The organism is Clostridium sp. (assembly GCF_018372875.1).
GTDB lineage: Bacteria > Bacillota > Clostridia > Clostridiales > Clostridiaceae > Clostridium.
This window is the reverse complement of the sequence record NZ_JAHAIF010000002.1, coordinates 211,616-235,080: the sequence shown is the minus strand read 5'-3', so window position 1 is coordinate 235,080 and position 23,465 is coordinate 211,616. Positions and strand designations below refer to the sequence as shown.

Here is a 23,465-nt window from a genome sequence, read left to right as displayed (position 1 = left end):
TTTTCATTTTATCTAATGCTGATTTCTTTTTCTTTACAGCAGTGGAGTAGTTGAGATTTTTAAATGCTGCATATTCTCTAACTGTATGTTCCTCAAAGACCACAAGATTAACTAATTCAAGTTCATCTTTATTTAGCCCTTTAAAAACATATTTAATAAGCTGGGCATCTATAATATCTGACTCCTTTTTCTCATAAGGACACTCCTCAGGTTTAAGAAGAGATTCTAAGTCTGTAGAAATATCACCAGAGAGTAATCCCTCATGGTCATCTCTTTTGGTAGATTTCCTAAGTATATATTTGAAGTTATTTTTTATAGCATTAATAGAATAAGCAACAAATCTATGTTTACTTGTATCATATTTAGCTATGCAGTTAAAAAGGATTTTGTAGGATTCACTAATAAGATCCTCTCTTTCATATCCAGGAGCAAATACCTTTTTAGTAAGCCCATATATTATTGGTTTAAATTCTTCAACAAGAATTTCTTGTGCTTCAATATCTTTTTCTTTTGCAAGCTTCACCAAAGATTCAATATACTTATAATCCATAAACATCACCTCTTTTATTATATATGCAATTGTTGCATATATCACATTTTGAGGCATTTTTTAAGGCTTAGAAAAGTATAGAATAAATTAATTAGCGAACAATTTATTAAATGACATTCTAACTAAAGGAGATACAATAAGTAAGTTAAGAGGTAATGCCACAATGAAATTTCTAGCAATACATAATGGATAAATTTTTAATGCTGTACTGTTAAATCCAACAGCAACAATAGCACCATACATAGACATTAGTAATACCATTCCTACTACCATACATGTAGAAATAGTTAATATAACTTTAATTTCTTTTGTAGTTTTAGTTGGTTTCAGTATTTTAAATGCAATTGGTTTTGCAATTTTACCTATAATAAATATATCTAATAAAAGTGCTACAAAAAATCCAAGCCAAAAGTCCTTTAAAAGATTATTAAAGAATTGAGGATGGAATCCTTCGTTTAAAATCATATTATAAATAGTCATGCCAAGAACCATAAAAAAGCACATCATTAATGTGAAAATAAATTTTTGTAATTTTGTTTCCCCCATAATAAAAATTTCCTCCTATAACTAAATAAAATTTGTCAACTAAGTTGACTTTGAAAGTTTAACAAAAATTATAAGAAAAGTCAACTAAGTTGACAAAGAGGTTATAAACTGAAATATAATAATAAATATGTTACAATATATAAAAATACAAAATAAGGTGAGAAAATGGAGAGAAATTTAAATATAATTGATTTAATAAGTGAAAAGCATATTATCCTTAGGCGTGAAGTTGAAAATAGATGGGCGGAAAGTGAAGAAGAAGATATATCCCATACAGAAGCACTTCTTTTAGCTAAAATTAATATGGGGAAAATATCTATTGCGGAAGTAGCTAGACAGGCTAATATATCTCGTCAAGCTATGTTTAAATGTGCTAAAAAATTAGAGGGAAGAGGATACTTAAAATTTGTGAAAAATGAAAGTAAAAATAAGTATGCAGAGCTTACTGATAAGGGAAAAGATTATTGTAAGAAGAGTAAAGAACTAAAAAAACAACTAGAGCAAGAAATATCAGATGCCTTAGGTAAAGAGAATGTAGAAATACTTAAAGAGTTATTAAATAGAAGTTGGAGCATTTAATAATGTATATGATAAATGTTAGGCAGGAAAATATTTTAAAGACTTTATTAAGGGAATCTAAAGGATTAACTATTGATGAGTTATCCATAAAATTTGATGTTTCAGCTAGAACTATTAGAGGCGATTTAAAGAATATTAATAACTTTATAAAAGAAAATGGACAGAATATAAATTATAGCACAGAAGAGAAAATATACTATATAAATCATTCTGATAGAAAGAATATTGAAAAGTACTTTTCTAAATATGAGTTAAAGTCTGATTGGAAACCAATTGAAGCAAATCAAAGAGAGGTATATATATTATTTTTATTAATTATAAATAATAAGACATACATAACTACTGAAAATATTGCTGAGGAATTGTATTTATCTAAAACTGCAATTGCTAATGATGTTAAAAAAGTTTCTAAGTGGATTTTTCAGGTGGTTAATAAGAAAGTAAAAACTTCTAAGGCAAATGGAATTATAGTAGATTTAACAGAGTCAGAAATAAGATTACTTATATCATCGGCAATTTATCGTAATTATAGTAGTGATAGTAAATATTTAATGAATCTTATAAAACATTTAACTGATGAACTGGGAAGTGTAGAGAGATTTATTTTATTTAATACTCTAATTTCAGATTATTTAAATAATGAAAATATAGTATTAGATCACCAGGGAATAATTACATTTGTTCTTGAATTGATAGTATTTGTTTACAGAATAGAAAAAGGATATTTTATAGAAAATATAGTAGAAGATAGTAATACATATTGTAAGTTCCCTTTTGATGTTATTGAAGAGATAACTGGGGTTACATTACCTGTAAATGAAAGAAACTATTTAAAGAGTGTATTAGGATTAAAACAATGTCTTATAAGTGAAACTACAAATAAAATAGTGGTTGATCCTATAATTGAAAGAATTTTTCATGAGTATATTACTACATTAAATGAAGATATAATGATTTCTTTTAATAATTTTTCAGAAGATCTTTTTAGTAAATGGAAGAAGTATTTGGAGATAAGTATATATAAAAAAAGATTGGCATATCAAGGTGATGATTATATAGTTGAAAAAATAAAAGGAAATTATAAAAAGTATTATAAATTGGTAAAACCCTTAGATGAAATAGTTTATAAATATACTAATGTTATTTTTGATGAAATAGATTATATTTATAATTCAATGTATTTAGAGCTAATGGGGATAAGATATAAGGAAAAACTAAATGTTATAATTGCAAGTAGATATGAGCCTGTATTGCTTATGAGTTTAATTAAGAAATTACAAGAAGTATCTTGTGATAAAATAAATGTGTTATGTAGTTGTTCTACTAATCAAGTATCATTCTTTGAAGAGAAATATAAAAAAGAGAATTACAAACTAGATTTTATTATTGCTACACATACTGTTAAAACAGAGAGTAGTACTTCAATTGAGTATATATCATTACCATTAAATTCAGTTGATATTGATAGAATTAATAGTTATTTTTAAAGTTTTCCCAGTAGTACTGTGAAAACTTTTTTTCATTAATACAGGGAAAATTATTGTTTTGATAACGATTAACAAATTACATATAATGAACTTACAAATAACAAAGGGGATGAATACTATGAAGTTTGAAAAATTAGCGAAGGATATATTACTTAATGTGGGCGGAAAAGAAAACGTTCAAAGTGTAATGCATTGTTATACTAGATTGCGTTTTGTATTAAAAGATGAAAGCCTGGCAAATAAAGAAGTGATAGAAAAATTACAAGGTGTAAGTGGCGTTGTTAAAAGCAACGGTCAATTTCAAGTGGTTATAGGAAGTGAAGTTGATGAAGCGTGTGACGCAGTTAAGAAACTTATAGGAACTAGTGATTCTAATGTTGAAAATAGTAAAAAGAAGGTTTCAATTATTGATTTTGTAAACGCTGTCTTTATGCCTGTTATGGGTGTGTTATGTGCAGCTGGTATTATTAAAGGTGTATTAACGTTATTGTCAGCTACTGGAGTTATATCAGATTCTACAACTACTTATACAGTATTTATGGCGTTAGGGGATAGTGTTCTTTACTTTTTCCCAGTGTTATTAGGTTATACTGCTTGCAAACGATTTGGTGGAACTCCTTTTATAGGGCTTATACTTGGAGCTTGCATGATATCTCCTAGTATAATTGGTTTAGCTAGTGGAGAAGTTACAGGTACATTATTTGGTGGAACAATATTTGAAGTTTCAACTTATGGTAATTTATTAGGGCTTCCTTTAGTTGCTATGAATTATACAAATACAGTTTTTCCAATTATTATTGCAGCTTTCTTTGTAGCTAAGTTAGAAAAGTTTGTTAAAACATTTATGCCTAAGGTATTAAATATGTTTATGACACCTGCAATTGTATTAGTTGTTATTTTACCATTAACTTTATTAATAATTGGACCAGTAGTTACAATATCTAGTAGTTTATTAGCACAAGGTATTGGTGCTTTACAAAGTGCTAATTACTTAATTTCAGCTATAGTAATAGGATTAGTATGGCAAATATTAATTATGTTTGGATTACATGGAATGGTATTCCCAATAATATTTATGAATATGGCTATGTATGGTTTTGATACTATTTTAGCAGCATTCTTCGTTTGCTCATTTACACAAGTTGCAGCTTGTATTGCAATTGCATTAAAAGAAAAGAATGCAGATAAAAAAGCTATTGCAATTTCAGCAGGTATTTCAGCAGTATTTGGTATTACTGAACCAGCTATATATGGGGTTACTATTACAAATAAAAAGGTATTTGCATCAACTTGTATTGCTAGTGGTATAGGTGCAACAGTTATAGGGTTAATGCAAGCTAAAACTTATATTTTAGGTGGAATGGGTGTATTTGGATTTATGAATTTTATTAGTCCAGATGATTCAACTTCTATTGTAGCAGCAGTAATTGCAGTTATAGTTTCTATGGTAGCATCATTTGTAGCTATTTGGTTCTGGGCATATAAAACTGAAGAAAATGTAGTAGAAATGAATGGTGTAGAAAAAAGAAATAAAATAAATTCTCCAGTTGAAGGTACTGTTAAGTCATTAAAAGAAGCTTCAGATAAAACATTTGCAGAAGAAATGTTAGGAAAAGGTGCTTTAATTATTCCAAGGGAAGGAAAGATATTCTCTCCAGTAGATGGAACGTTAGAAACTTTATTTCCAACAAAGCATGCTATGGGATTTATCTCAAATGATGGGGTTGAAATTTTAATACATGTAGGAATGGATACAGTTAATTTACAAGGTAAATACTTTAAAGCTCATAAAAATGCTGGTGATAAAGTAAAAACAGGTGAATTAATTCTTGAATTTGATATTGAAAAGATTAAGGAAGAGGGATATTCATTAGAAACTCCTGTAGTAGTTACAAATTCTAATAGCTACAATAAGGTAGAACTATTACATGAAGGAATAGTGACAAAAGATCAAGAACTATTAAGGGTAGAGTAGGTTAAAAGACGTAAATTTTAATAAGTAATTTTAGTAGAAATCCTAGTAATGATTTTAGTATTTAATTTTAGTAATGAATTTTAAAATTGTAAGAGGTGTTTTAATGAATAATAATTATAATAAATTCCCAGAAAACTTTTTATGGGGAGGAGCTTTAGCAGCTAATCAATGTGAAGGAGCATATCAAGAAGGGGGAAGAGGTTTATCAACAGTTGATCTTTGTCCAATTGGTAAGGAAAGATTTAAAATTTCTTTAGGGAATCTTGAAAACTTTAAACCTGAAGAGGGTAAATATTATCCATCACATGAAAGTATAGATTTTTATCATAAATATAAAGAGGATATAGCATTACTTGCAGAGATGGGATTTAAATGCCTAAGAGTATCAATTGGATGGACTAGAATATTCCCAAATGGAAATGATATAAAACCAAATGAGGAAGGGTTAAAGTTCTATGATAATCTATTTGATGAAATGATTAAATATGGGATTGAACCCATAGTAACTATATGTCATTTTGATACTCCTGTAAACTTAATAGAAAACTATGGTGGATGGAGAGATAGAGCACTAATTGATTTCTATTTAGAGTATTGTAAAACAATATTTAATAGATATAAGGGTAAAGTTAAGTATTGGCTTACATTTAATGAAATAAATATGATATTACACTTGCCATACATTGGTGGTGGAATTACCTTTAAAAAAGGTGATAACAAATTGCAAGTAAAATATCAAGCAGCTCATCATCAACTTGTTGCAAGTGCATTAGCTACTAAGTTAGCTCATGAAATAATACCAGGATCTATGATTGGATGTATGTTAGCTGCAGGAAATACTTATCCATATACATGTAATCCAGATGATGTACAAAAAGCTATGGACAAGGATAGAGAAAACTTCTTCTTTATTGATGTGCAATCAAGAGGGGAATATCCAGCATATGCTAAAAGGGTACTAAGAGAAAATAATATAGAAATAAAAATGAATAATGATGATAAAGATATATTAAAGAATAATACAGTAGACTTTATTGGATTTAGCTATTATTCTAGTAGATGTGCAACAACAAATCCTGATTTATTAAAAGATATTACAGATGGAAATGTTTTTGCAACAGTTAAGAATCCTTATTTAAAGGCTTCTGAATGGGGATGGCAAATAGATCCTAAAGGCTTAAGAATAACATGTAATACCTTATTTGATAGATATCAAAAACCATTATTTATTGTAGAGAATGGCTTGGGAGCTGTTGATAAAGTAGAGGATGATGGCTCAATTAATGATGAGTATAGAATTGTATATTTAAGAGAACATATTAAGGAAATTAAAGAAGCAATAGCAGATGGAGTTGATTTAATAGGTTATACTCCATGGGGATGTATAGATTTAATTTCTGCATCAACAGGAGAAATGAAAAAACGTTATGGATTCATTTATGTTGATAAGGATAATGAGGGTAACGGAACTTTAAAAAGAAGTAGGAAAAAGAGCTTTTTCTGGTATAAAAATGTTATAGAAAGTAATGGAGAAAATATTTAAATTAGTTTCAGGGAAATTTGGTTATTATTTTAGGATAGGCGTAAAAGTCTATCCTATTTTTTTTGGTGAAGGAAAATGATCGATTCCTTTATTAAAGCTGATATTATATATGAATAATTCCCACTATTTTAGGAAAAGGAAAAAACATTTCTTGGGAAATAATACCAAAATTTATATAAAACTTCAGGAGTATTCAGTTGAGAATGGGGTTGTAGTGACGCGGTATTATGGTTTTAGATTAGGAAGTTAGGAAACTAACTTCCTTTTTATTTATGTCTAAGAATGAGTGTACACTAATTGTTGAAAGTGTGTGATCTTTTGAAGAATTAAAAGTCAATTAAGTATCGATCAATTGATTGGTGAGTATTAATAATGGTATCACTATTTAACTTACGTTGTCTTAGAGTCTTATCATCTCTTAATAATAATCCATAAATCAAGTCAATTGTGAATAATAACATCAAGCTATTAGATAATGCAAGCGAGTTATTAGCTATAATCTTATCAGGGGTAATTAACTTAACATCAACTATGTCATTAAACTTAGGTGAGTCAGTACTTGTTATTGAGATTATTTTAGCCTCACGATCCCTAGCCGTAATTAAAGATGGATAAATATCATTACAAAGTAATGTTGGAACAATTACAATTAATAAGTCCTTAGAGGAAAGATTAGAAGTACATAAATGAATATCTAATTTATCTATATGTGTTTTTACTTTTAGTCCTATTAATGATAGTTTAAAGGCTAATTCATTTGCAATGAAGGAGGTATTTATTAATGAAATTACATGAATTGTTTCAGCATTTTTTATTAATTCTACACTATTATTTAATGATTCCTCGCTTAACATAGCAGAAGTGTTTTTTATAAGTTGCGTATAATCAAGAGACATAGATTCAATAATGCTAGAGTCTGCATTTGAAGAATTCTCCTTTTCCATATTACTATAATAACTATTTTGAGCTAATGCTATTTTAAAATTATTAAAGCCTTTATAACCAACCTTTTTACAAAAACGATTAATACTAGCCTCTGAAGTACCTATCTTTTTTGCTAAATTAGTTATTGTATTAGTTATTACAAAATCTGGATTGTTAATTACAAATTGACTAATTTCGTTTTCGCTTACTGTAAAACTCGATTGCAGTGATATTATTTTAGAAATAACAACTGATGCCATGTTATGCCTCCTATATTTACCTATAATCTTCTACATATATAATATCAAAGTTTTCAAATATAAACAATATATACAAATATCAATAATATATATATGTATTGAAAAAAAATTTCAGATTATATCAAAGAAATTGATTTTTACTAGATAAAATGGATAAAAATGTGATATATTTTCAAAAAGTATGAAATGTTTTGAAAAAAATATTCAAAATCATTGACTGGCTTTGAATAATATGGTAAAATTTGATTAAATGTTAACGTTAACAAATATAAAAAATTACACTTAAATTCCAGTATTAACTTTATCTAGATAAATTCATATGGAGGAATGCTTAATGGTAAATATTAAAACTAATAGTAAGGTGTATGATTTAATTGTAGCTGGAGGAGGTATTTCAGGTACAGTTTCAGCTATCTCAGCTGCCAGAAATGGTGCGAAGGTTTTGATTGTTGAAAAGAACGGCTATTTAGGAGGTGCTTTAACTGCGTGTGGAGTAGGACCAATGATGACCTTTCATGCAGGAGAAAAACAAGTCATCTTAGGAATTGGCGAAGAAATTGTGCAAAATTTAAAATCTAAGGGATATTCACCAGGTCATATTCGTGATACTACAAACTATATCAGTTATTTGACTCCTTTTAGTAATGAAGGTATGAAAATAACATTAGATGAGATGGTAAGTGAAGCTGGATGTGAGGTTCTATATCATTCTTTTATTACTGATGTTGAATTTGAAGGAGATGAATTAAAATCCCTTTATATTTGCAATAAGGATGGATTAACATCATATAAAGGAAAAGTATTTATTGATGCAACAGGTGACGCCGATATTGCTAATCTTTCTAAGGTGCCATGTGTATTAGGCAGGGAGTCAGATGGGGCAATGCAACCAATGACAATGAATATGAAGTTATACAATGTAGATAGTGAAGAATTAAGAGTCTATGGAAGAGCACATGCAGAGAAATTGCCTAGATTAAATAAGGATATAACATTATTAGATAAGGTTGAAAGATTATCCTTTGTAGGTTTTGATGAAGAATTTAAGGAAGCAAAGAGAAAAGGTGAATTATCAATACCTAGGGAGGACATTCTGTTTTTCGAAACATCTGTGCCTGGTGAATTTATTATTAATACAACAAGAATTATTGAACATAGTGGAGTAGATGCAAAAAGTCTTTCAGAGGCTGAAACAATCGGACGTAAGCAATGTGAGGAATTATACAGGTTTCTAGTTAAAAAAATACCAGGGTTTAAAAATGCAAAAGTTGTATTGACAGGACCTTCGATTGGAGTAAGAGGAAGTAGACAAATATGTGGTAGGTATACATTAACTGCAGATGATATTTTGGATAAGAGAAGATTTGAAAATGTAATTGCTCATTCAGCTTATCCAATTGATATTCATAATCCTAAAGGAGAGGGAACCATGAGTATTCATGCTAAATCTTTTGATGATTATTACAGCATTCCATATGATATTATGGTCGTTAATGAATTTAAGAATTTATTAGTTACAGGAAGATGTGTATCAGCAACTTTTGAAGCTCAAGCAGCAATTAGAACAACTCCAACATTGACAGCATTGGGACAAGCAGCTGGAGTAGCTGCAGCATTAGCAGTAAAAAGTGGTGATACTAGAAATATAGATATTAAGAAATTACAATCTTTATTAATTGAACAAGGAAGTTATATTGAAATATAGGAGGGATTAATTATGGATAATACAATTCAATTAATTTTAATTCTAGTGGTATTCGCAGGGTTAGTAGGTTTGATGGTAGGAAGAAAGATACCAACAATTCTAGCATTACCAATTATGGCAATAGCAATAGCTTTTATAGCTGGTATACCGTTTCTTTCGGAAGATCCAGAAAAGTTCACAATAGCAAAAAATGTATTAGAAGCAGGGTCTATGAGGATGGGGACAGCAATTGCTGGTCTTATATTTGGATCTTGGTTTGGTAAAGTTTTAAGTAAAGTTGGTATTACAAATACAATTATAAAAAAAGCTGCTGAACTTGCAGGGGATAAACCATTACCAATAGCGTTGGCTTTTTTAGCAGTATCTTCAGTAATATTTGCAGCATCTAATGGTCTTGGTATGGTAATTCTAGTTGGCACTATTATTATACCAATTATGATATCAGCAGGATTAAGTCCATTAGTTAGTGGAATAGTTTTACTACTTGCAAATGGAATCGGAGTAACATTCTCAGTTGGTACATTAGGCGTTTACATTGATGTTTTAGGGTTATCGCTTGAAACAGTTACAAAGTATTCGTGGTTATGTGGTATACCGTTAATAATTGTGTCAGTTCTTATGATAGTATATTTTGTTAAATATCAAGGAAAAACAAGAAAAGCTTGGGCAATGCCTACAGGAGGACAATCAGTAGGAACAGAAAAAAATGTTAGAACTATTGCATTAATTAGTCCAGTTATTCCAGTAATATTAGTATTTGCCTTTAAGTTACAATTAGTACCAGCTGTTTTAATAGGTATCATAATAGCAATGGCTTTATCTACTCCTAAAAATCCTATACATGTAGCATCAAGTGCATTTGTAGAAGGTATTCAAGATGTTGCAGGTGCTGCAGCGTTAATGATTGGTATTGGTATGTTATTAAATTCAGTAATGGCACCAGAAGTTGCAATAATACTTCAACCTGCTATTAATCTATTAATACCATCAAACCCAATTATGTATGTTTTAGTATTTGGTTTGTTATCACCACTTGCAATTTATCGTGGACCTTTAAATGTATGGGGACTAGGAAGTGGAATTATAGCTTTACTTGCTGCTGGAGGAATGAATCCTATAGCTGCTATGGTAGCTTTACGTTTAGATTCCAATGTACAAGCTGTATGTGATCCTACTAATTCTCATAATGTATGGGTTGCAGATTTCGTAAAACAAGATGTAAACGAAATAATTAAGAAAACAATGGGGTGGATTTTTGTATCGACAATAGTTGGATTAATAGTAGCAGCATTTATACTTTATTAGAATTATATTTTATCTAGGCTTCCACCAAAAGAGATGGGAGCCTTAGATTAACTATTATAGGATAAGATAAAATTAGGAGGAATAATTATGAGCAAAGTTAGAATTGGCATAGATGTTGGTGGAACATTTACAGATGCTGTAGCAATAGATAATGAAACATATGAATTAATAGCAAAAATGAAAATTCCAACTACCCATGAAGAAGGAGTAGCTATAGGAGTTGTAAAAATAATAAAAGCAATATTAGAAGAGAATAATATTTCTCCTGATGATGTTGTATTCATAGCACATGGAACAACACAAGCTACAAATGCTTTATTAGAAGGTGATGTAGCAAGTGTTGGTATTGTGGGTATGGGAACAGGTTTTGATGCAAGGAGTGCCAAGAAGGAAACAAACTTAGAAAATATTGAATTAGCTCAAGGTAAATATTTAAGATCAGAACATCTATTTATTGATTCAAAAGATGTAAATGATAATTCAATAAATGAAGCAATTAATACTTTAATGAAGGATAAATGTGATGTAATTGTTGCTTCAGAAGCTTACAGTGTAGATAATCCTGAAAATGAGCAGAAAGTAATTCAGATAGCAAATGAAAAAGGATTATTTGCAACAGGTGGACATGAAATTTCTGAGTTATATGGATTGAAAATGCGTACAAGAACAGCAGTAGTAAATGCAAGTTTAATACCTAGAATGATGCAAACTGCAAATATGACAGAACAGGCTGTAATAGATACTAATATAAAAACAAACTTGATGATTATGCGTTGTGATGGCGGTGTAATGAGTATAAACGAAGTTAGAAAAAGGCCTATTTTGACTATGTTATCTGGACTTGCTGCTGGAGTTGCTGGTGCACTTATGTATGAAAAGGTTTCAGATGGAATATTCTTTGAGGTAGGTGGAACAAGTGTTGATATCTCTATAATAAAGAATGGTAAGGTAATGATTAAATATGCTCAAGTTGGAGGCCATAAGACCTATTTAAGATCCTTAGATGTTAGAACATTAGCAGTTGCTGGTGGTAGTATGATACGTGTTAAGGATAAGAAAATAGTGGATGTTGGACCAAGAAGTGCTCATATTGCAGGAATTGAATATGAATGTTTTACTGATGAAGGGAAGTTTACATCACCTAAAATCAAATTTATTTCTCCTAGAGAAGAGGATCCTAAGGAATATGCAGTAGTTGAAAGTGGAACTGGAAAGGATTATTCATTAACCTTAGCAGGAGCTGCAAATATTTTAAATTATGTTCCAGAAGGAGATTATGCAAGAGGTAATGTTGACAGTGCAAGACTAGCTTGGGGGGCTTTAGCAGAATATGTGGGCTTAAGTATAGAAGAAGCTGCAAAGGAAGTAATGAACATTGCAATGAATAAACTAGCTGTAGTAATTGAAGAGTTAATTCAAGAATATGAGCTAGATAGAAAGTTTATAACACTTGTAGGTGGAGGAGGAAGTGGTGCAGTTATAGTAAATGCACTAGCTGAACATTTTAATTTCAAATGGAAGCTAGCAAAAAATGCACCATATATCTCAACTATAGGTGTTGCGCTTGCAATGGTAAGAGAGCAGATAGAACGTACTATAGCTAATCCTAGTGAGGAAGATATTAAGCGTATACGTGCGGATGTAATTGAGAAGATTGTTAAATCTGGTGCTAACGAAGAAACAGTAGATGTCAACATAGAAATTGATAGTCAAAAGAATATTGTACGTGCAGTAGCAACAGGTGCTACTGAATTTAGAAATAAGGACTTAAATGCAAAGTCACTAAACAAAGAAGAATTATTAAAAATTGCTTCTGATGCTCTAGGTAGCAACTTAAATAATGTGTCTTCTATTTTTAGTACAGGAAGATGGCATTTAATTGAATCAAGGGTTTCTGAAAGTAAGCTATTTGGATTGATAAAAAGGAATAGAAGTAGTTGCTGTGTAATAGATCGTGAAGGTGTAGTTAGGTTTAAAAAGGAAAAAGTTTATTATATTAAATTCCCTAAGTCTCAAATCCATGGTAAGTTTCATGAGTTTGTTGATGAAAATACTACATTCTCTGATGCAAATGCAACTATACCTAAAGTATTTCTATTCTATAAGGAAAAGATGATTGATTTAACTGGTATGCAAAATTTAGAGCAATTATTATCAATCACTGATTTAGAAACAGAATTTCTAGGGGATAATGATGAGATTATTGCTGTAGCGTATAAATAATTTTGAAATGAGGGAATATCATGACAAGAATTGAGAATTTAGACCAAGTGCTAGCCTTTGGTGAAATATCTGAAGATTTACTTTTTCATAAGATAGAAAAGAGTAGGGTAAAGAATTATATATTGAGAAGTTTAGAAATTGGACATGAGGTAGCTGATAAATATAAAGACAAGGATATCTTCAAATTATATAAGGATAATGGAATAGATATTGAATACTCACAAAATAGTGGAAGTTTTTATAAAGTTAAATTTAGAGCACAATTTGAGTGGGGAAAAGGCAAAAAAAGCAAAGTCATAATTTATAAAGATTCTATAAAGGAATTAGCTGATATTAGTGGTATATCAGAAGATTTATCTTTAAAGATTCACCTTTGTCATGAATTTTTTCATTATCTTGAGTTATCAAATAATAGAGTGGTTTCAGAGGAATTGGATTCTGTTGTTACAATGAAGTTTATATGTTTAGAGCGTAAGGCTAATATTAGTAGATGTAGTGAAATAGCAGCTCATAGTTTTACTAAAAGGTTACTAAAGCTAGATTATCTTCCAAACATTTATGATTATAAGTATCTTATGAAGATTGGGGAGATGAAAGAAACATATCTAGATGAATTAGCTAAGATATACAAAAGTTATTGTATATCTTAGCTAAGATTATATGAGGTTTTTACTAATGTTAACAATACTAATAATGATTTGTAAAGAATATTGAAAAAATCTAAAGGAGAGAAATATGAAGAAAAGTATTTTTAAAAGAGCAAGTATACTTTCCCTTGTAATAATGATATTTTTTAATTTTACACATGTTTATGCTTATAACATTGGACAACAGGATGTATGGAATATAATAAATAAGAACATGTTAAACTTAGGTGATTGGAGAACTATTGGTGCAGGTGATGGTAAAGTAGAGTTTAATCAAGAAGAGGGGGTTGCGAATATCTCCAAATCAACCTTAGCTGAGGATGAAAAAGGAAAATACTTATGGCTTGCCTCACCTACAAAACTAGATTTGCCTGATAATGGGGCTTTTACAGTTAAGGTAGAAGCAAGAGTTCCAGCCGATGTAACTGGTATTGGAAGTGAAATATCAATAAGGGCTAAGGGTATTGATAATAATGAGAATGGAAGAATCGCAAAGATATTTTTAACCTACGGAGATAAAAATACAGGTAAGGTTACAGCAATTAATGGTAATGGCGATGATCTTACAGTTAATATAGATACTTCTATTTGGCATGAATATACATTTCTAGTTGGAGAACGAGATAAAACTACTGGAGATAGAGATTTTACTTTATACATTGATAATAATAAAGTATTCGAGAATGTATCTGCTAAAAAAATGAAAGATGGAGATTTAATAAGGTTAGGAGCAGATGTGGGAAATCTTTGTAATTTAGATGTTAAATCAGTAAAAGCAGGGACAGGCCTTATCGAACCAGAAGAACGTAAAGAAATATCAGAGATATTGCTTTCCTCTTACAATCATAAAGAGGGAAAGGAAGAGACTATAAACACATCAATTAAAACTAATTTAATTGATGATGGTACAGTTTTTGAAGCTATACTTGTAGATTCAAAAAATGTACCAGTTAACGGAATAAGAAACACAGGAACTATTATGAATAATAAAGGTGAGGTAGATTTAACTTTGCCAGCTTCCCTTTCAAAAGGAAAATACTATGTACAAGTTAAAGCTGATGGTCTATCAAGAAATTCTGATTTATATACAATATCTGAAAACTTGGAAGCACCAGTTTTTCCAAAGTTCTATTCAGTAGATGAGATTATAGAAATGGAGGATTATAAGTATAATCCAACAGAAGAATTTAACTTTCCATCAATTGTAGATACAAAAGTTCATCCAATAAAAAATCCAATAGACCGTTACTATATGTTCTATGCTCCACATGATGCTCCAGCAGGAATATGTTTAGCTACGGCACCAACTTTAGATGGTCCTTGGACTGAATATGAAAGTAATCCTATTATTTCTAAGAGTTGGAAAGATGAAAGTGGAAAATACTATTATAATGTAAGTCATGTTTCGTCTCCAGATGTAATGTGGAATTCTACTTATAATAAGTATTTTATGTATTTTCATGGAGAGAATACAGTAACAAGATATGCTACATCAGATGATTTAGTAAATTGGACATATGGTGGGGAAGCAGTGAAAGCTAATGATTTTTCACCAACAGGTACAGGATTGACAGAAGCAAGCTATGCACGTGTTGTAGAACACGAAATTCCTGGCTTAGGTAATAAGTATATCATGACAATTATGGTGAATAACAAAGCGAATATGAGAAAAATCTATTATGCTCATTCAAAGGATGGAATAAATTGGACTGCTGTAAAGGAACCATTGGTATCTCCAGACAGTGATCCAAATATGAATTATGCTAACAATGTATCTGGGGCATATTTTATGGAATGGGAAGGTAGATATTACGTAATATGTCATGGAAGTACAGGTAATATATATTCAGTTGAGGTTGGAGAGAGTCTAGATAAAGAAATTCATTGGGGAGTAATGTATGATTCATCCGATGATTTCCCAGACTATACAAGAGCTGGTGCACCTGTATTTATGAAAGATGATAATGGTGTTTGGCACATGTTTTATGAGGGAGGCAAGCGTCTTCATGCCAATATAATTCATGCAAAAGAACTAAGTGATGAAGAGAAAAAAGAAATTAAATATGTTTCTTTAAAAATCAATAAGCCAAGTTTAGTAGCTGGTGAAACTGTAAAAGCACAAGTTGAAGTATTATTAAAGGATAATAGTATTTCAGATTTAAAAAATGTGGAGCTTAAATTTAATAGTAGTAATGAAAATTTACTAAAGTATGAAAATGGGAATTTAATTGCTTTGGCTCCAGGAACAGTGGAGTTATCTGTTACTGCAACTTATAGTAATAAAAGCGTAACTAGTGATGTATTAACTATAGAAATTTTTGAGGATGTAGATTTACCTGAATTTGAAACTGGTGAAATAATTTTAGATAGTGATGAATTAACAGGAAGAACAGGAACAAATATTGAGCTTCCTTCAGTAATTAAAGCAGAAAAATATTTTGAAGAACCTATTGATAAATATTACATGTATTTTAGCTATGCAAGTCAAAGTGGAGGAATTGCTCTAGCTACAGCTCCAAGCCCTGAAGGACCATGGACTCCATATAATAACGGAGAACCAATTATAACTAGATCTTTAAGTGGTGACTTAAGTGGAGAGGTGACAGGTGCAGCTCCAATATGGAATAAGATGACTAATGAACTTAATATGTACTATAGTCATGCTAAGAATTCAGTAATGTTGGCTACTTCTAAAGATGGTATTAACTTCAAATTTGAAAAGAAAGTTATAGATTTAAGTGATTTTAATGGAAAGAGTAGTCAAGCTTATCAAGTAAGCGTTTATGAAAATGAAATAGCTAATAATGGAAATAAATACACAATGCTAATAACCGGAAACAAAGGCGGAAAGAGACAAGTTAATTATGCAACTTCTAATGATGGATTAGATTGGGAAGTAAATGAAGAGGCATTAATCACACCAATAGATAAGGATAAAGGGAATATTGCATCACCAAGGTTAATGATATGGGATAACAAAAAATATATTGTATTTCATAATTCAAAAGGAGATATAGAGATTCAATCTATAAGTGATGATTTCAAAACGTCAAAGAGAATTGGTACACTATATGATTCAGTTATAGAAGAACCTGATTTAAACAGATCAGCAGATGCTTGGTTTTATGAGGAAGATAATACCTTACACATGTATTATACTGCAGGAGCTAATAATGGAGGAGGATCAAAACCTAGCTCAAGGATTGCTCATACTTCAGTTAAGATGGATGAGAAGCCAACAGATCCTGACGTAAAACCAATAGATCCTGATGATGAATCAAATGAAAATGTAGATACACCCAAAACAGGTGATACAGTATCAACACTACCTTATGTATTAAGTATGTTTGCAGGATTTGTAATACTTTTCCTTGGCAGAAAAAAGCCTATAAGTTTAAAGGATAAATAAATTTAAATGAAAAGATCATATTAAGAAGATTTAAGTAACTTCCTAATATGGTCTTTTTTAAGGAGGAATATTAAAATGAAGCCTCGTTGTACAATTATTAGTAAACCATTAAGCCCTTCAGTTTATCAAAGAAATAGTGAAAATAAAGCTATAATACCAATAGAGGTTATTTATATTTGGAGATACCTTAACAAAAAGTAGTGATCCTAGAGTTTTATCTTTGAACCCACAAATTAACAGGTGGGTTAATTGTGAGGATCCGCAACCCTGTGATATTGGACCTGAGGTGGATATGGGAGTAGGAGCCTCGGGTAATAGCAAATGTTGCTTATCATCCAAAGGCACAGACTAATAATGAAAAAGTTATACTAAAGGCTCAAAAAAATTGTTGTAATTGTACTAATATTATATTAGGACCTAATACAGATGAGCTTCTTGGGGATAATCGTATAACAAATAGTGCTCATTTTACGAAAAAAGGGTTAGAAAAACATGGAAAATTTTGGCTTTTAACCTTAAAAAGAATATTTTTTAATTTCTAGGAGGGAAATGTTTATGTTATATACGTTAAAACTAAATGAATTTACTGCCATAGTGGATTCATTTGGGGGTGAACTAATATCTTACAAAGATGGAGATGGATTAGATTATTTATGGGGAGGTGACAAAAAGTACTGGATAGGTCGTTCTCCTCATCTTTTCCCTATTATAGGGACTTTGAAAAAAAATGTGACTAAGATAGAAGGAAAAAGTTTCACAATGAATAAGCATGGATTTGCTCGAAATAGTGATTTTACAGTGGCTGATAGAGGAAGCAACTATATAGTATTTTTACTTAAAAGTAATGAGGAAATTTCTAAAGTGTATCCTTTTGAATTTGAGCTATATATAAAGCATGAGTTAATAGAAGATGGCTTTAAAACCTCATATTGTGTAAAGAACATAGATAATAAGCCAATTCATTTTTGCATTGGAGGTCATGTGGGATTTAGAGTACCTTTAAAAGAGGATGAAAGTTTTGAAGACTATTCTATTATATTTGATAGAGAAATTAGGGGGGAAGCCTTTAATCCTCCTAATGATGAAGCATTTGATAAAGGGTCAGCTATACATTATTTAGAAAATACTAATATATTGCCACTGAAATATGAGGACTTTGATAAGGGGGCAATCATATTTGATAAAATAGAATCACACTTGATTTCTCTTAAACATAACAAAAAAAATCAGGGAATTAGATTTTGCTTTGATAAATTTCCAGTATTAGCATTATGGACTTTTCCAAAAAAGAAGGCTCCTTATATTTGTTTAGAACCTTGGCATGGATTACCTGCCATGACTACAGATGGAGAAGTTTTTAAGGACAAGCCATATATAATAACTTTAGATAAGAACCAGAAATTTGATATTGGCTATTCTGTAAGCATAATAGGAAATTAAGTTGAACTTAATATTTCATGTATGAGTTTTTAGAAGGACTAAATTATATCAAAATTTAATTGATAGTCTAAGTTTAAGGCAATGTATAAATGTAATTTGTTTTTAGATAGAGAAGATTTGAAATTGATTATTATAAAAATTATGTGTAGGAGGAAGTTATGAGTTATTATTTAGGTATTGATATAGGTGGAACAAACTTAAGAGCAGCTCTTATAGATGAAGATGGAAAAATCCTTGAAAAGTTTAAGGTAGATAATGAGGTTATTAAGGGGCCTGAATATAATATAGATAAGCTGGTTTTAGGCATTAAGGAAAGATGGGAAAATAAAAAAATAAAATCCATAGGCCTTGGATGCCCTGGTCCATTAGATATTAAAAGAGGAGTTATTTTAGTTACTCCGAACCTTTCATCTTGGGAATATTTTAATATTAAATCCTATTTAGAGAGAGCCTTTAATTTGCCAGTTGAAGTAAATAATGATGCTAATATGGCAGCATTAAGTGAAGCTTTAATTGGAGCTGGAAAAGGCAAAGAATGTGTTTATTATATTACACTTTCAACAGGTGTAGGAGGCGGCTTTATCTATAAAGGAGAAATTATAGGTGGAGCAAATAGTATTGCAGCAGAAGTAGGTAATATGATTATAAATGATGATAAATATAAGCATTCTAATATGAATTGTGGTGGAGTTGAGGGGCAATGTAGTGGAGTAAATATTGCTAGAATAGCTAGTGAAAGATTAGGAGAATATGTTACGACAAAGGAAGTGTTCCAGAGAGCGAAAGAAGGAAACAAAATTTGTGATAATGTATTAAAGGAATGGCAAGTAAATGTTGCTAAAGCAATGTCTAATATAATTACAACAGTAGATCCTGATGTAATTGTTCTTGGTGGGTCAGTTATAATAAATAATCCTGAATATTTATGTGGAATTATTGAAGAAACTAAAAAGATGGTTTATGATGGAGTAAATGTTGATATAAGATTAGCTCAAATAGGTGACGATGCAGGTTTAGTTGGAGCAGGATTATTAACAAAAAATAAATACAAAGATTAAGATGGCTAATTGTAAAATGAAATTGAACTAATAAAAAATCCATAGTTGATTATTCTGTATTATGATTTAATCGTTAAACAAAAACATACACGGAGGATAATCACTATGGATCACTCAAATATTAACTTAAGTAACTTCAAGTGTTTAAATCATAAATACAGAATAGTTCAATTTGTTATTGCAATTTATAAAATTAAAAAAATTATCGTCATGGGCTGTATCAGAATAATTTATAGTTTTGATACAGCCCAGTTATTTTTATTCTAATTAAGTATTTATTTATAATAGAAAAGTATTTGAAAGTATTTACTTCTAATGGCATCATGTGGTATAAAAAATAAAGAAAAATGTTAGGATGTTATGAAAATTATAACAATAATTTTATATAACTTAACAGATAATATCACGTGAGGAGGCGAATAAGATTAATAAAAAATTGACACAAAAGAGTATTTCTATTTTTATGGCATTTATTATGGTATTTCAAATGAATACACTAAAGATATATGCTATAGAAGATGAAAAAGAAGTACAAAATACAATAGCATCTTATGATGAAAGCTCAGATAAAATAAAAGAAGAACTTTCACAAAATGGAAATGTAGTTACTCAATATAAAAATGAAGAAGATGGAAAATTAAAGACTATCATTTGGACAAAAGGTATCAACCCACCTAAAATGGGGGGGACAGATAGTGAATTTCGTAAAGAGACAACTAATGTAAATGGAGAGGTTGCATATATTGAGTACAAAGCTCCTTATAGTGCAGGTAAAGGATGGTATGATGTTAATAAAACTGAAAACAGAGTGCAAGACTTAAATCTATGTTTTGCAGCAGCAGCTTCAAATGCACTTCACTGGTGGCTTGCTCAGAATTCCAATTATATTGATAAATATTTAGCTGAAAATCCAGATTACTCTAAAGCTAAAGAACTATCTAATCTTAGAGATTCATTTAAAAGTCAGCAGGATAGTGAAGTATACAAACTATTTCTTAAACAATTTGCATACAAAAAAGAAGGATACTGGTCTGATATATTGGAAGATCAATTTATAAATGGTTATTATCCCAAAACAAATGGAGGCACAAATGACTCAGATGCTGATAGAGAGAAGCTTTTAACAAGTGGCCCAGATCCAAGAGGGGGATTTTTCTACGATATATTTGGAACTACTTTGTTGACCCAAAGACGTAATTACAGTTGGAGTTATGACACTTTAGCTAAGGATTTAAAACAACTTTTTCTAGAAGGAAATATAGTTCTTATGGATTATAGTATGGGAAGAATATCACACGTTGTTACCCTTTGGGGAGCAGAATTTGACTTAAATGGCCAAATAAGTGCTGTATACTTATCTGATTCAGATGATGATAAAGGTCAGGGAATGGTACGATATATGGTTAGAAATTCAGGAGGAAAGCCAGTAATTTCTACTCATGTTAGTAGAGGAGGAAGTGTAATAGAAAACTTGCAAGTCCTATCATTGGGAAAAGAAATATGGGAGGACAAGCTAAATATATCTAAAAAGGCAGTTGATCTTGTATGGGGAGATACTGATTTTACATATAACGGCAAGGCACAAAAACCTACAGTTACTGCAACAAATATAGCAGAGGGTGATGATGTAACAGTTTCCGTAAAAGGTGAGGAAACAGATGCAGGTACTTACACTGCAACAGCAGTTTTGAGTGGGTCAGCAGCTAATAAATATGAATTGCCAAAGGAACATACTAAGACATTTGTTATTAAGAAAGCACAACCTAAACTTAATCTTAGTTACCATACTCAGTCTGATAAAAATAGCAATACAGTAATACTTAAAGCTAATGTATCTGGCTTAAATGATGAAAAGCCAGATGGAACCATTACATTTAAGGATGGAGATAGGGTAATTGCAAGTGATATTAATGTATCAGATGGTGAGGCAAGTTATTATTGGACCAACCCTAGTGTAGGAAACCATAGTGTTACAGCTGAATTTTATCCATCAACTGAAGGTATAGGTAAAAATTATATGGACTCTATCAGTGATGTATTAAGTGTAAATATTTCTAAGATTGACCAGAGCAAACTTTATATTAAGCCAGTTACAGGTAAAAAGTTTGGTGATGGAAGTTTTACGCTTGAAGTAACTGGAGGTAGTGGTAATGGTGAAGTTATCTATTCTTGTGATAAAAATGACGTGATTTCTATAAGTGGAAATAAGGCAACTATTGTAGGCGCAGGTACAGCAACTATTACAGCAACTAAATTAGGTGATGAAGTATACAACAGTGCAACTGCAACATATGAGATTAATATTCTAAAGGCACCAGCTCCATCTATTAATTATCCAACTGCAAGTAATCTAATTTATGGTCAGAAGCTATCAGATAGTGTTTTAACTGGAGGTAGTACACAATATGGAAGTTTTAAATGGGATAATGAAAATATTGTTCCAACTGTAGAAAATAAGGGTTATAGTGTAGTATTTACACCAAATGCTTATACATTGAAAAACTATGAAACAATTCAATCTAGAACAAGCAATGTAAAAGTTAAAGTAACTAAGGCTAATACTAAAGTAAATTTAACTTCAAGGATTTCAGATGATATAGGTTCTAGTAAAATAGTTTTAACTGCATCAATAGATAAAGTTGGAAATGGAGATAATGTCACAGGTACAGTAAGGTTTGTCAATTGCACAGATGGTATTGATTCAGATATTGAAGGTGCAACATCTGTTTCTATTAAAAATGGAGTGGCAACATATACTTGGACAGGCATGCCTGAACAGTTGTATAAAGTAAAAGCAGTATATAGTGGAGATAAAAACTATAACTCAGCATTTAGTGAAGAAATAAGTGTTGATATTAGTAAGAAGACTCAAGAAAATTTTGCAATTGATCCAATTGGTTCAAAAATATATGGTGATAAACCATTTACTCTTTATACAAAAGGAGGAAATGGTAGTGGAGAAGTGATATTTGAAAGTTCTGATTCTAGTATTATTAGTATTTCAGGAAATATTGCTACTATTCATAAGGCTGGAAATGTAATAATAACTGCAAAAAAGCATGGAGATGAAAATTATAAGGAAGCAATATCATCTATTCCAGTAGAGGTAGATAAAAAAGTATTAACAATTACAGCAGAAGATAAATTAAATATTATAAAAGGTTGTGAAATTCCAGAACTTACTTATAAAGTAGAAGGTTTAGTAAATGGTGATAGACTTATTTTAGAGCCAACAATGACTACTTCTGTAAAAGATACAAATGAAATTGGTGAGTATGAAATTATAATTAGTGGTAGTAATTTAACTAACAGTGAAAATTATAATATTGTTTATGTAAGCGGTAAGATGACTATTATTAATAAAAAATATGAAGCAATGACGGAAAATACTATAGTAAGCTCTAATGATTCAAATAGTACAGATAATGAGACTATACAAAAAGATTCTAAAGAAGAGCAGATAGATGAAAATAAAAATGAAAATGGAAATAATAAAATTCTTTTAAAAATGTTATTAGCATTTTCTTTTGTCTCTATTTCTATTTTTCTTGCTGTTTTTTATTTGAGAAATCGAAATAAACTTAAAAATTAAATATAATAACAAAGATACTAAAAGTAAGTGCTAGGAAGTTAGGAAACTAACTTCCTTTTTTACTGTCTAGGAAATTATAAAGTTTCAATTAGCTATAAATCAAAGGTATTATTACATTTTCATATTAAAAAATATAAAATAAAGGATAGTAATTTTATAATTTCCTTACCTTTAGTAGGGGTGGGGTGGATATTTGTTTTGATGTGACTTGGAGCTTGCGAC

Annotated in this window: 16 protein-coding genes; 13 read left to right on the top strand and 3 right to left on the bottom strand. The window is 30.3% G+C overall.

Features of this window, described 5'->3' with window-relative positions; translation table 11 throughout:
- On the bottom strand, positions 1–550 hold a 550-nt coding region (locus tag KIB46_RS01710; protein ID WP_291670331.1), incomplete at its 3' end, for a sigma-70 family RNA polymerase sigma factor.
- An 87-nt stretch (positions 551–637) separates the two neighbouring features.
- Entirely contained in the window at positions 638–1,096 is a 459-nt protein-coding gene (locus KIB46_RS01705; protein ID WP_291670329.1) for a DUF2798 domain-containing protein, read from the bottom strand.
- A 165-nt stretch (positions 1,097–1,261) separates the two neighbouring features.
- Here KIB46_RS01705 and KIB46_RS01700 point away from each other — a divergent pair, with 165 nt between their 5' ends.
- The 4 genes from KIB46_RS01700 to KIB46_RS01685 all read left to right on the top strand — a co-directional run bounded on the left by KIB46_RS01700 (position 1,262) and on the right by KIB46_RS01685 (position 6,680).
- A complete protein-coding gene (locus KIB46_RS01700) occupies positions 1,262–1,675 on the top strand; it encodes a MarR family transcriptional regulator (RefSeq protein WP_291670327.1) in 414 nt (137 codons plus the stop codon).
- 2 nt (positions 1,676–1,677) lie between these two features.
- Complete coding sequence (locus KIB46_RS01695; protein ID WP_291670325.1) at positions 1,678–3,162, top strand: HTH domain-containing protein; 1,485 nt, start codon at positions 1,678–1,680, stop codon at positions 3,160–3,162.
- A gap of 118 nt (positions 3,163–3,280) precedes the next feature.
- A complete protein-coding gene (locus tag KIB46_RS01690) occupies positions 3,281–5,137 on the top strand; it encodes a beta-glucoside-specific PTS transporter subunit IIABC (protein WP_291670323.1) in 1,857 nt (618 codons plus the stop codon).
- Positions 5,138–5,240: 103 nt separating this feature from the next.
- A complete protein-coding gene (locus KIB46_RS01685; RefSeq protein ID WP_291670320.1) occupies positions 5,241–6,680 on the top strand; it encodes a 6-phospho-beta-glucosidase in 1,440 nt (479 codons plus the stop codon).
- 326 nt (positions 6,681–7,006) lie between these two features.
- Here the strand turns inward: KIB46_RS01685 and KIB46_RS01680 are convergent, their stop codons facing one another.
- A complete protein-coding gene (locus tag KIB46_RS01680; protein ID WP_291670318.1) occupies positions 7,007–7,864 on the bottom strand; it encodes a MurR/RpiR family transcriptional regulator in 858 nt (285 codons plus the stop codon).
- Between the two features lie 334 nt (positions 7,865–8,198).
- Here KIB46_RS01680 and KIB46_RS01675 point away from each other — a divergent pair, with 334 nt between their 5' ends.
- The 9 genes from KIB46_RS01675 to KIB46_RS01635 all read left to right on the top strand — a co-directional run bounded on the left by KIB46_RS01675 (position 8,199) and on the right by KIB46_RS01635 (position 23,243).
- Positions 8,199–9,569, top strand: coding sequence for an FAD-dependent oxidoreductase (locus KIB46_RS01675; RefSeq protein ID WP_291670317.1), 1,371 nt, complete (start codon positions 8,199–8,201; stop codon positions 9,567–9,569).
- A 12-nt stretch (positions 9,570–9,581) separates the two neighbouring features.
- The gene (locus tag KIB46_RS01670) at positions 9,582–10,874 is read left to right on the top strand and encodes a citrate transporter (RefSeq protein WP_291670314.1); all 1,293 of its coding nucleotides are present in this window, start codon (positions 9,582–9,584) and stop codon (positions 10,872–10,874) included.
- An 87-nt stretch (positions 10,875–10,961) separates the two neighbouring features.
- Positions 10,962–13,097, top strand: coding sequence for a hydantoinase/oxoprolinase family protein (locus KIB46_RS01665; RefSeq protein ID WP_291670312.1), 2,136 nt, complete (start codon positions 10,962–10,964; stop codon positions 13,095–13,097).
- Between the two features lie 20 nt (positions 13,098–13,117).
- On the top strand, positions 13,118–13,747 hold the full coding sequence (locus KIB46_RS01660; RefSeq protein WP_291670311.1) for a hypothetical protein: 630 nt from the start codon (positions 13,118–13,120) through the stop codon (positions 13,745–13,747).
- Positions 13,748–13,832: 85 nt separating this feature from the next.
- Complete coding sequence (locus tag KIB46_RS01655) at positions 13,833–17,153, top strand: hypothetical protein (protein WP_291670309.1); 3,321 nt, start codon at positions 13,833–13,835, stop codon at positions 17,151–17,153.
- A gap of 75 nt (positions 17,154–17,228) precedes the next feature.
- Positions 17,229–17,354, top strand: coding sequence for a hypothetical protein (locus KIB46_RS01650; RefSeq protein WP_291670308.1), 126 nt, complete (start codon positions 17,229–17,231; stop codon positions 17,352–17,354).
- A gap of 354 nt (positions 17,355–17,708) precedes the next feature.
- Positions 17,709–18,593 (top strand): aldose 1-epimerase family protein, encoded by an 885-nt coding sequence (locus KIB46_RS01645; protein WP_291670306.1) that lies wholly within the window; start codon positions 17,709–17,711, stop codon positions 18,591–18,593.
- Between the two features lie 158 nt (positions 18,594–18,751).
- Positions 18,752–19,651: an ROK family protein gene (locus tag KIB46_RS01640; RefSeq protein ID WP_291670304.1), complete on the top strand. Its 900-nt coding sequence runs from the start codon at positions 18,752–18,754 to the stop codon at positions 19,649–19,651.
- A gap of 463 nt (positions 19,652–20,114) precedes the next feature.
- On the top strand, positions 20,115–23,243 hold the full coding sequence (locus tag KIB46_RS01635; protein ID WP_291670302.1) for an IdeS/Mac family cysteine endopeptidase: 3,129 nt from the start codon (positions 20,115–20,117) through the stop codon (positions 23,241–23,243).
- The last annotated feature ends 222 nt before the right edge of the window (positions 23,244–23,465 follow it).

Excerpts from the sequence above, each read along its gene's own strand:
- KIB46_RS01705 (WP_291670329.1), bottom strand. The coding sequence starts at position 1,096 with ATGGGGGAAACAAAATTACAAAAATTTATTTTCACATTAATGATGTGC.
- KIB46_RS01660 (WP_291670311.1), top strand. The coding sequence starts at position 13,118 with ATGACAAGAATTGAGAATTTAGACCAAGTGCTAGCCTTTGGTGAAATA.
- KIB46_RS01695 (WP_291670325.1), top strand. The coding sequence starts at position 1,678 with ATGTATATGATAAATGTTAGGCAGGAAAATATTTTAAAGACTTTATTA.
- KIB46_RS01640 (WP_291670304.1), top strand. The coding sequence starts at position 18,752 with ATGAGTTATTATTTAGGTATTGATATAGGTGGAACAAACTTAAGAGCA.
- KIB46_RS01670 (WP_291670314.1), top strand. The coding sequence starts at position 9,582 with ATGGATAATACAATTCAATTAATTTTAATTCTAGTGGTATTCGCAGGG.
- KIB46_RS01650 (WP_291670308.1), top strand. The coding sequence starts at position 17,229 with ATGAAGCCTCGTTGTACAATTATTAGTAAACCATTAAGCCCTTCAGTT.
- KIB46_RS01680 (WP_291670318.1), bottom strand. The coding sequence starts at position 7,864 with ATGGCATCAGTTGTTATTTCTAAAATAATATCACTGCAATCGAGTTTT.
- KIB46_RS01655 (WP_291670309.1), top strand. The coding sequence starts at position 13,833 with ATGAAGAAAAGTATTTTTAAAAGAGCAAGTATACTTTCCCTTGTAATA.
- KIB46_RS01635 (WP_291670302.1), top strand. The coding sequence starts at position 20,115 with ATGGCATTTATTATGGTATTTCAAATGAATACACTAAAGATATATGCT.
- KIB46_RS01645 (WP_291670306.1), top strand. The coding sequence starts at position 17,709 with ATGTTATATACGTTAAAACTAAATGAATTTACTGCCATAGTGGATTCA.
- KIB46_RS01665 (WP_291670312.1), top strand. The coding sequence starts at position 10,962 with ATGAGCAAAGTTAGAATTGGCATAGATGTTGGTGGAACATTTACAGAT.
- KIB46_RS01675 (WP_291670317.1), top strand. The coding sequence starts at position 8,199 with ATGGTAAATATTAAAACTAATAGTAAGGTGTATGATTTAATTGTAGCT.
- KIB46_RS01690 (WP_291670323.1), top strand. The coding sequence starts at position 3,281 with ATGAAGTTTGAAAAATTAGCGAAGGATATATTACTTAATGTGGGCGGA.
- KIB46_RS01700 (WP_291670327.1), top strand. The coding sequence starts at position 1,262 with ATGGAGAGAAATTTAAATATAATTGATTTAATAAGTGAAAAGCATATT.
- KIB46_RS01685 (WP_291670320.1), top strand. The coding sequence starts at position 5,241 with ATGAATAATAATTATAATAAATTCCCAGAAAACTTTTTATGGGGAGGA.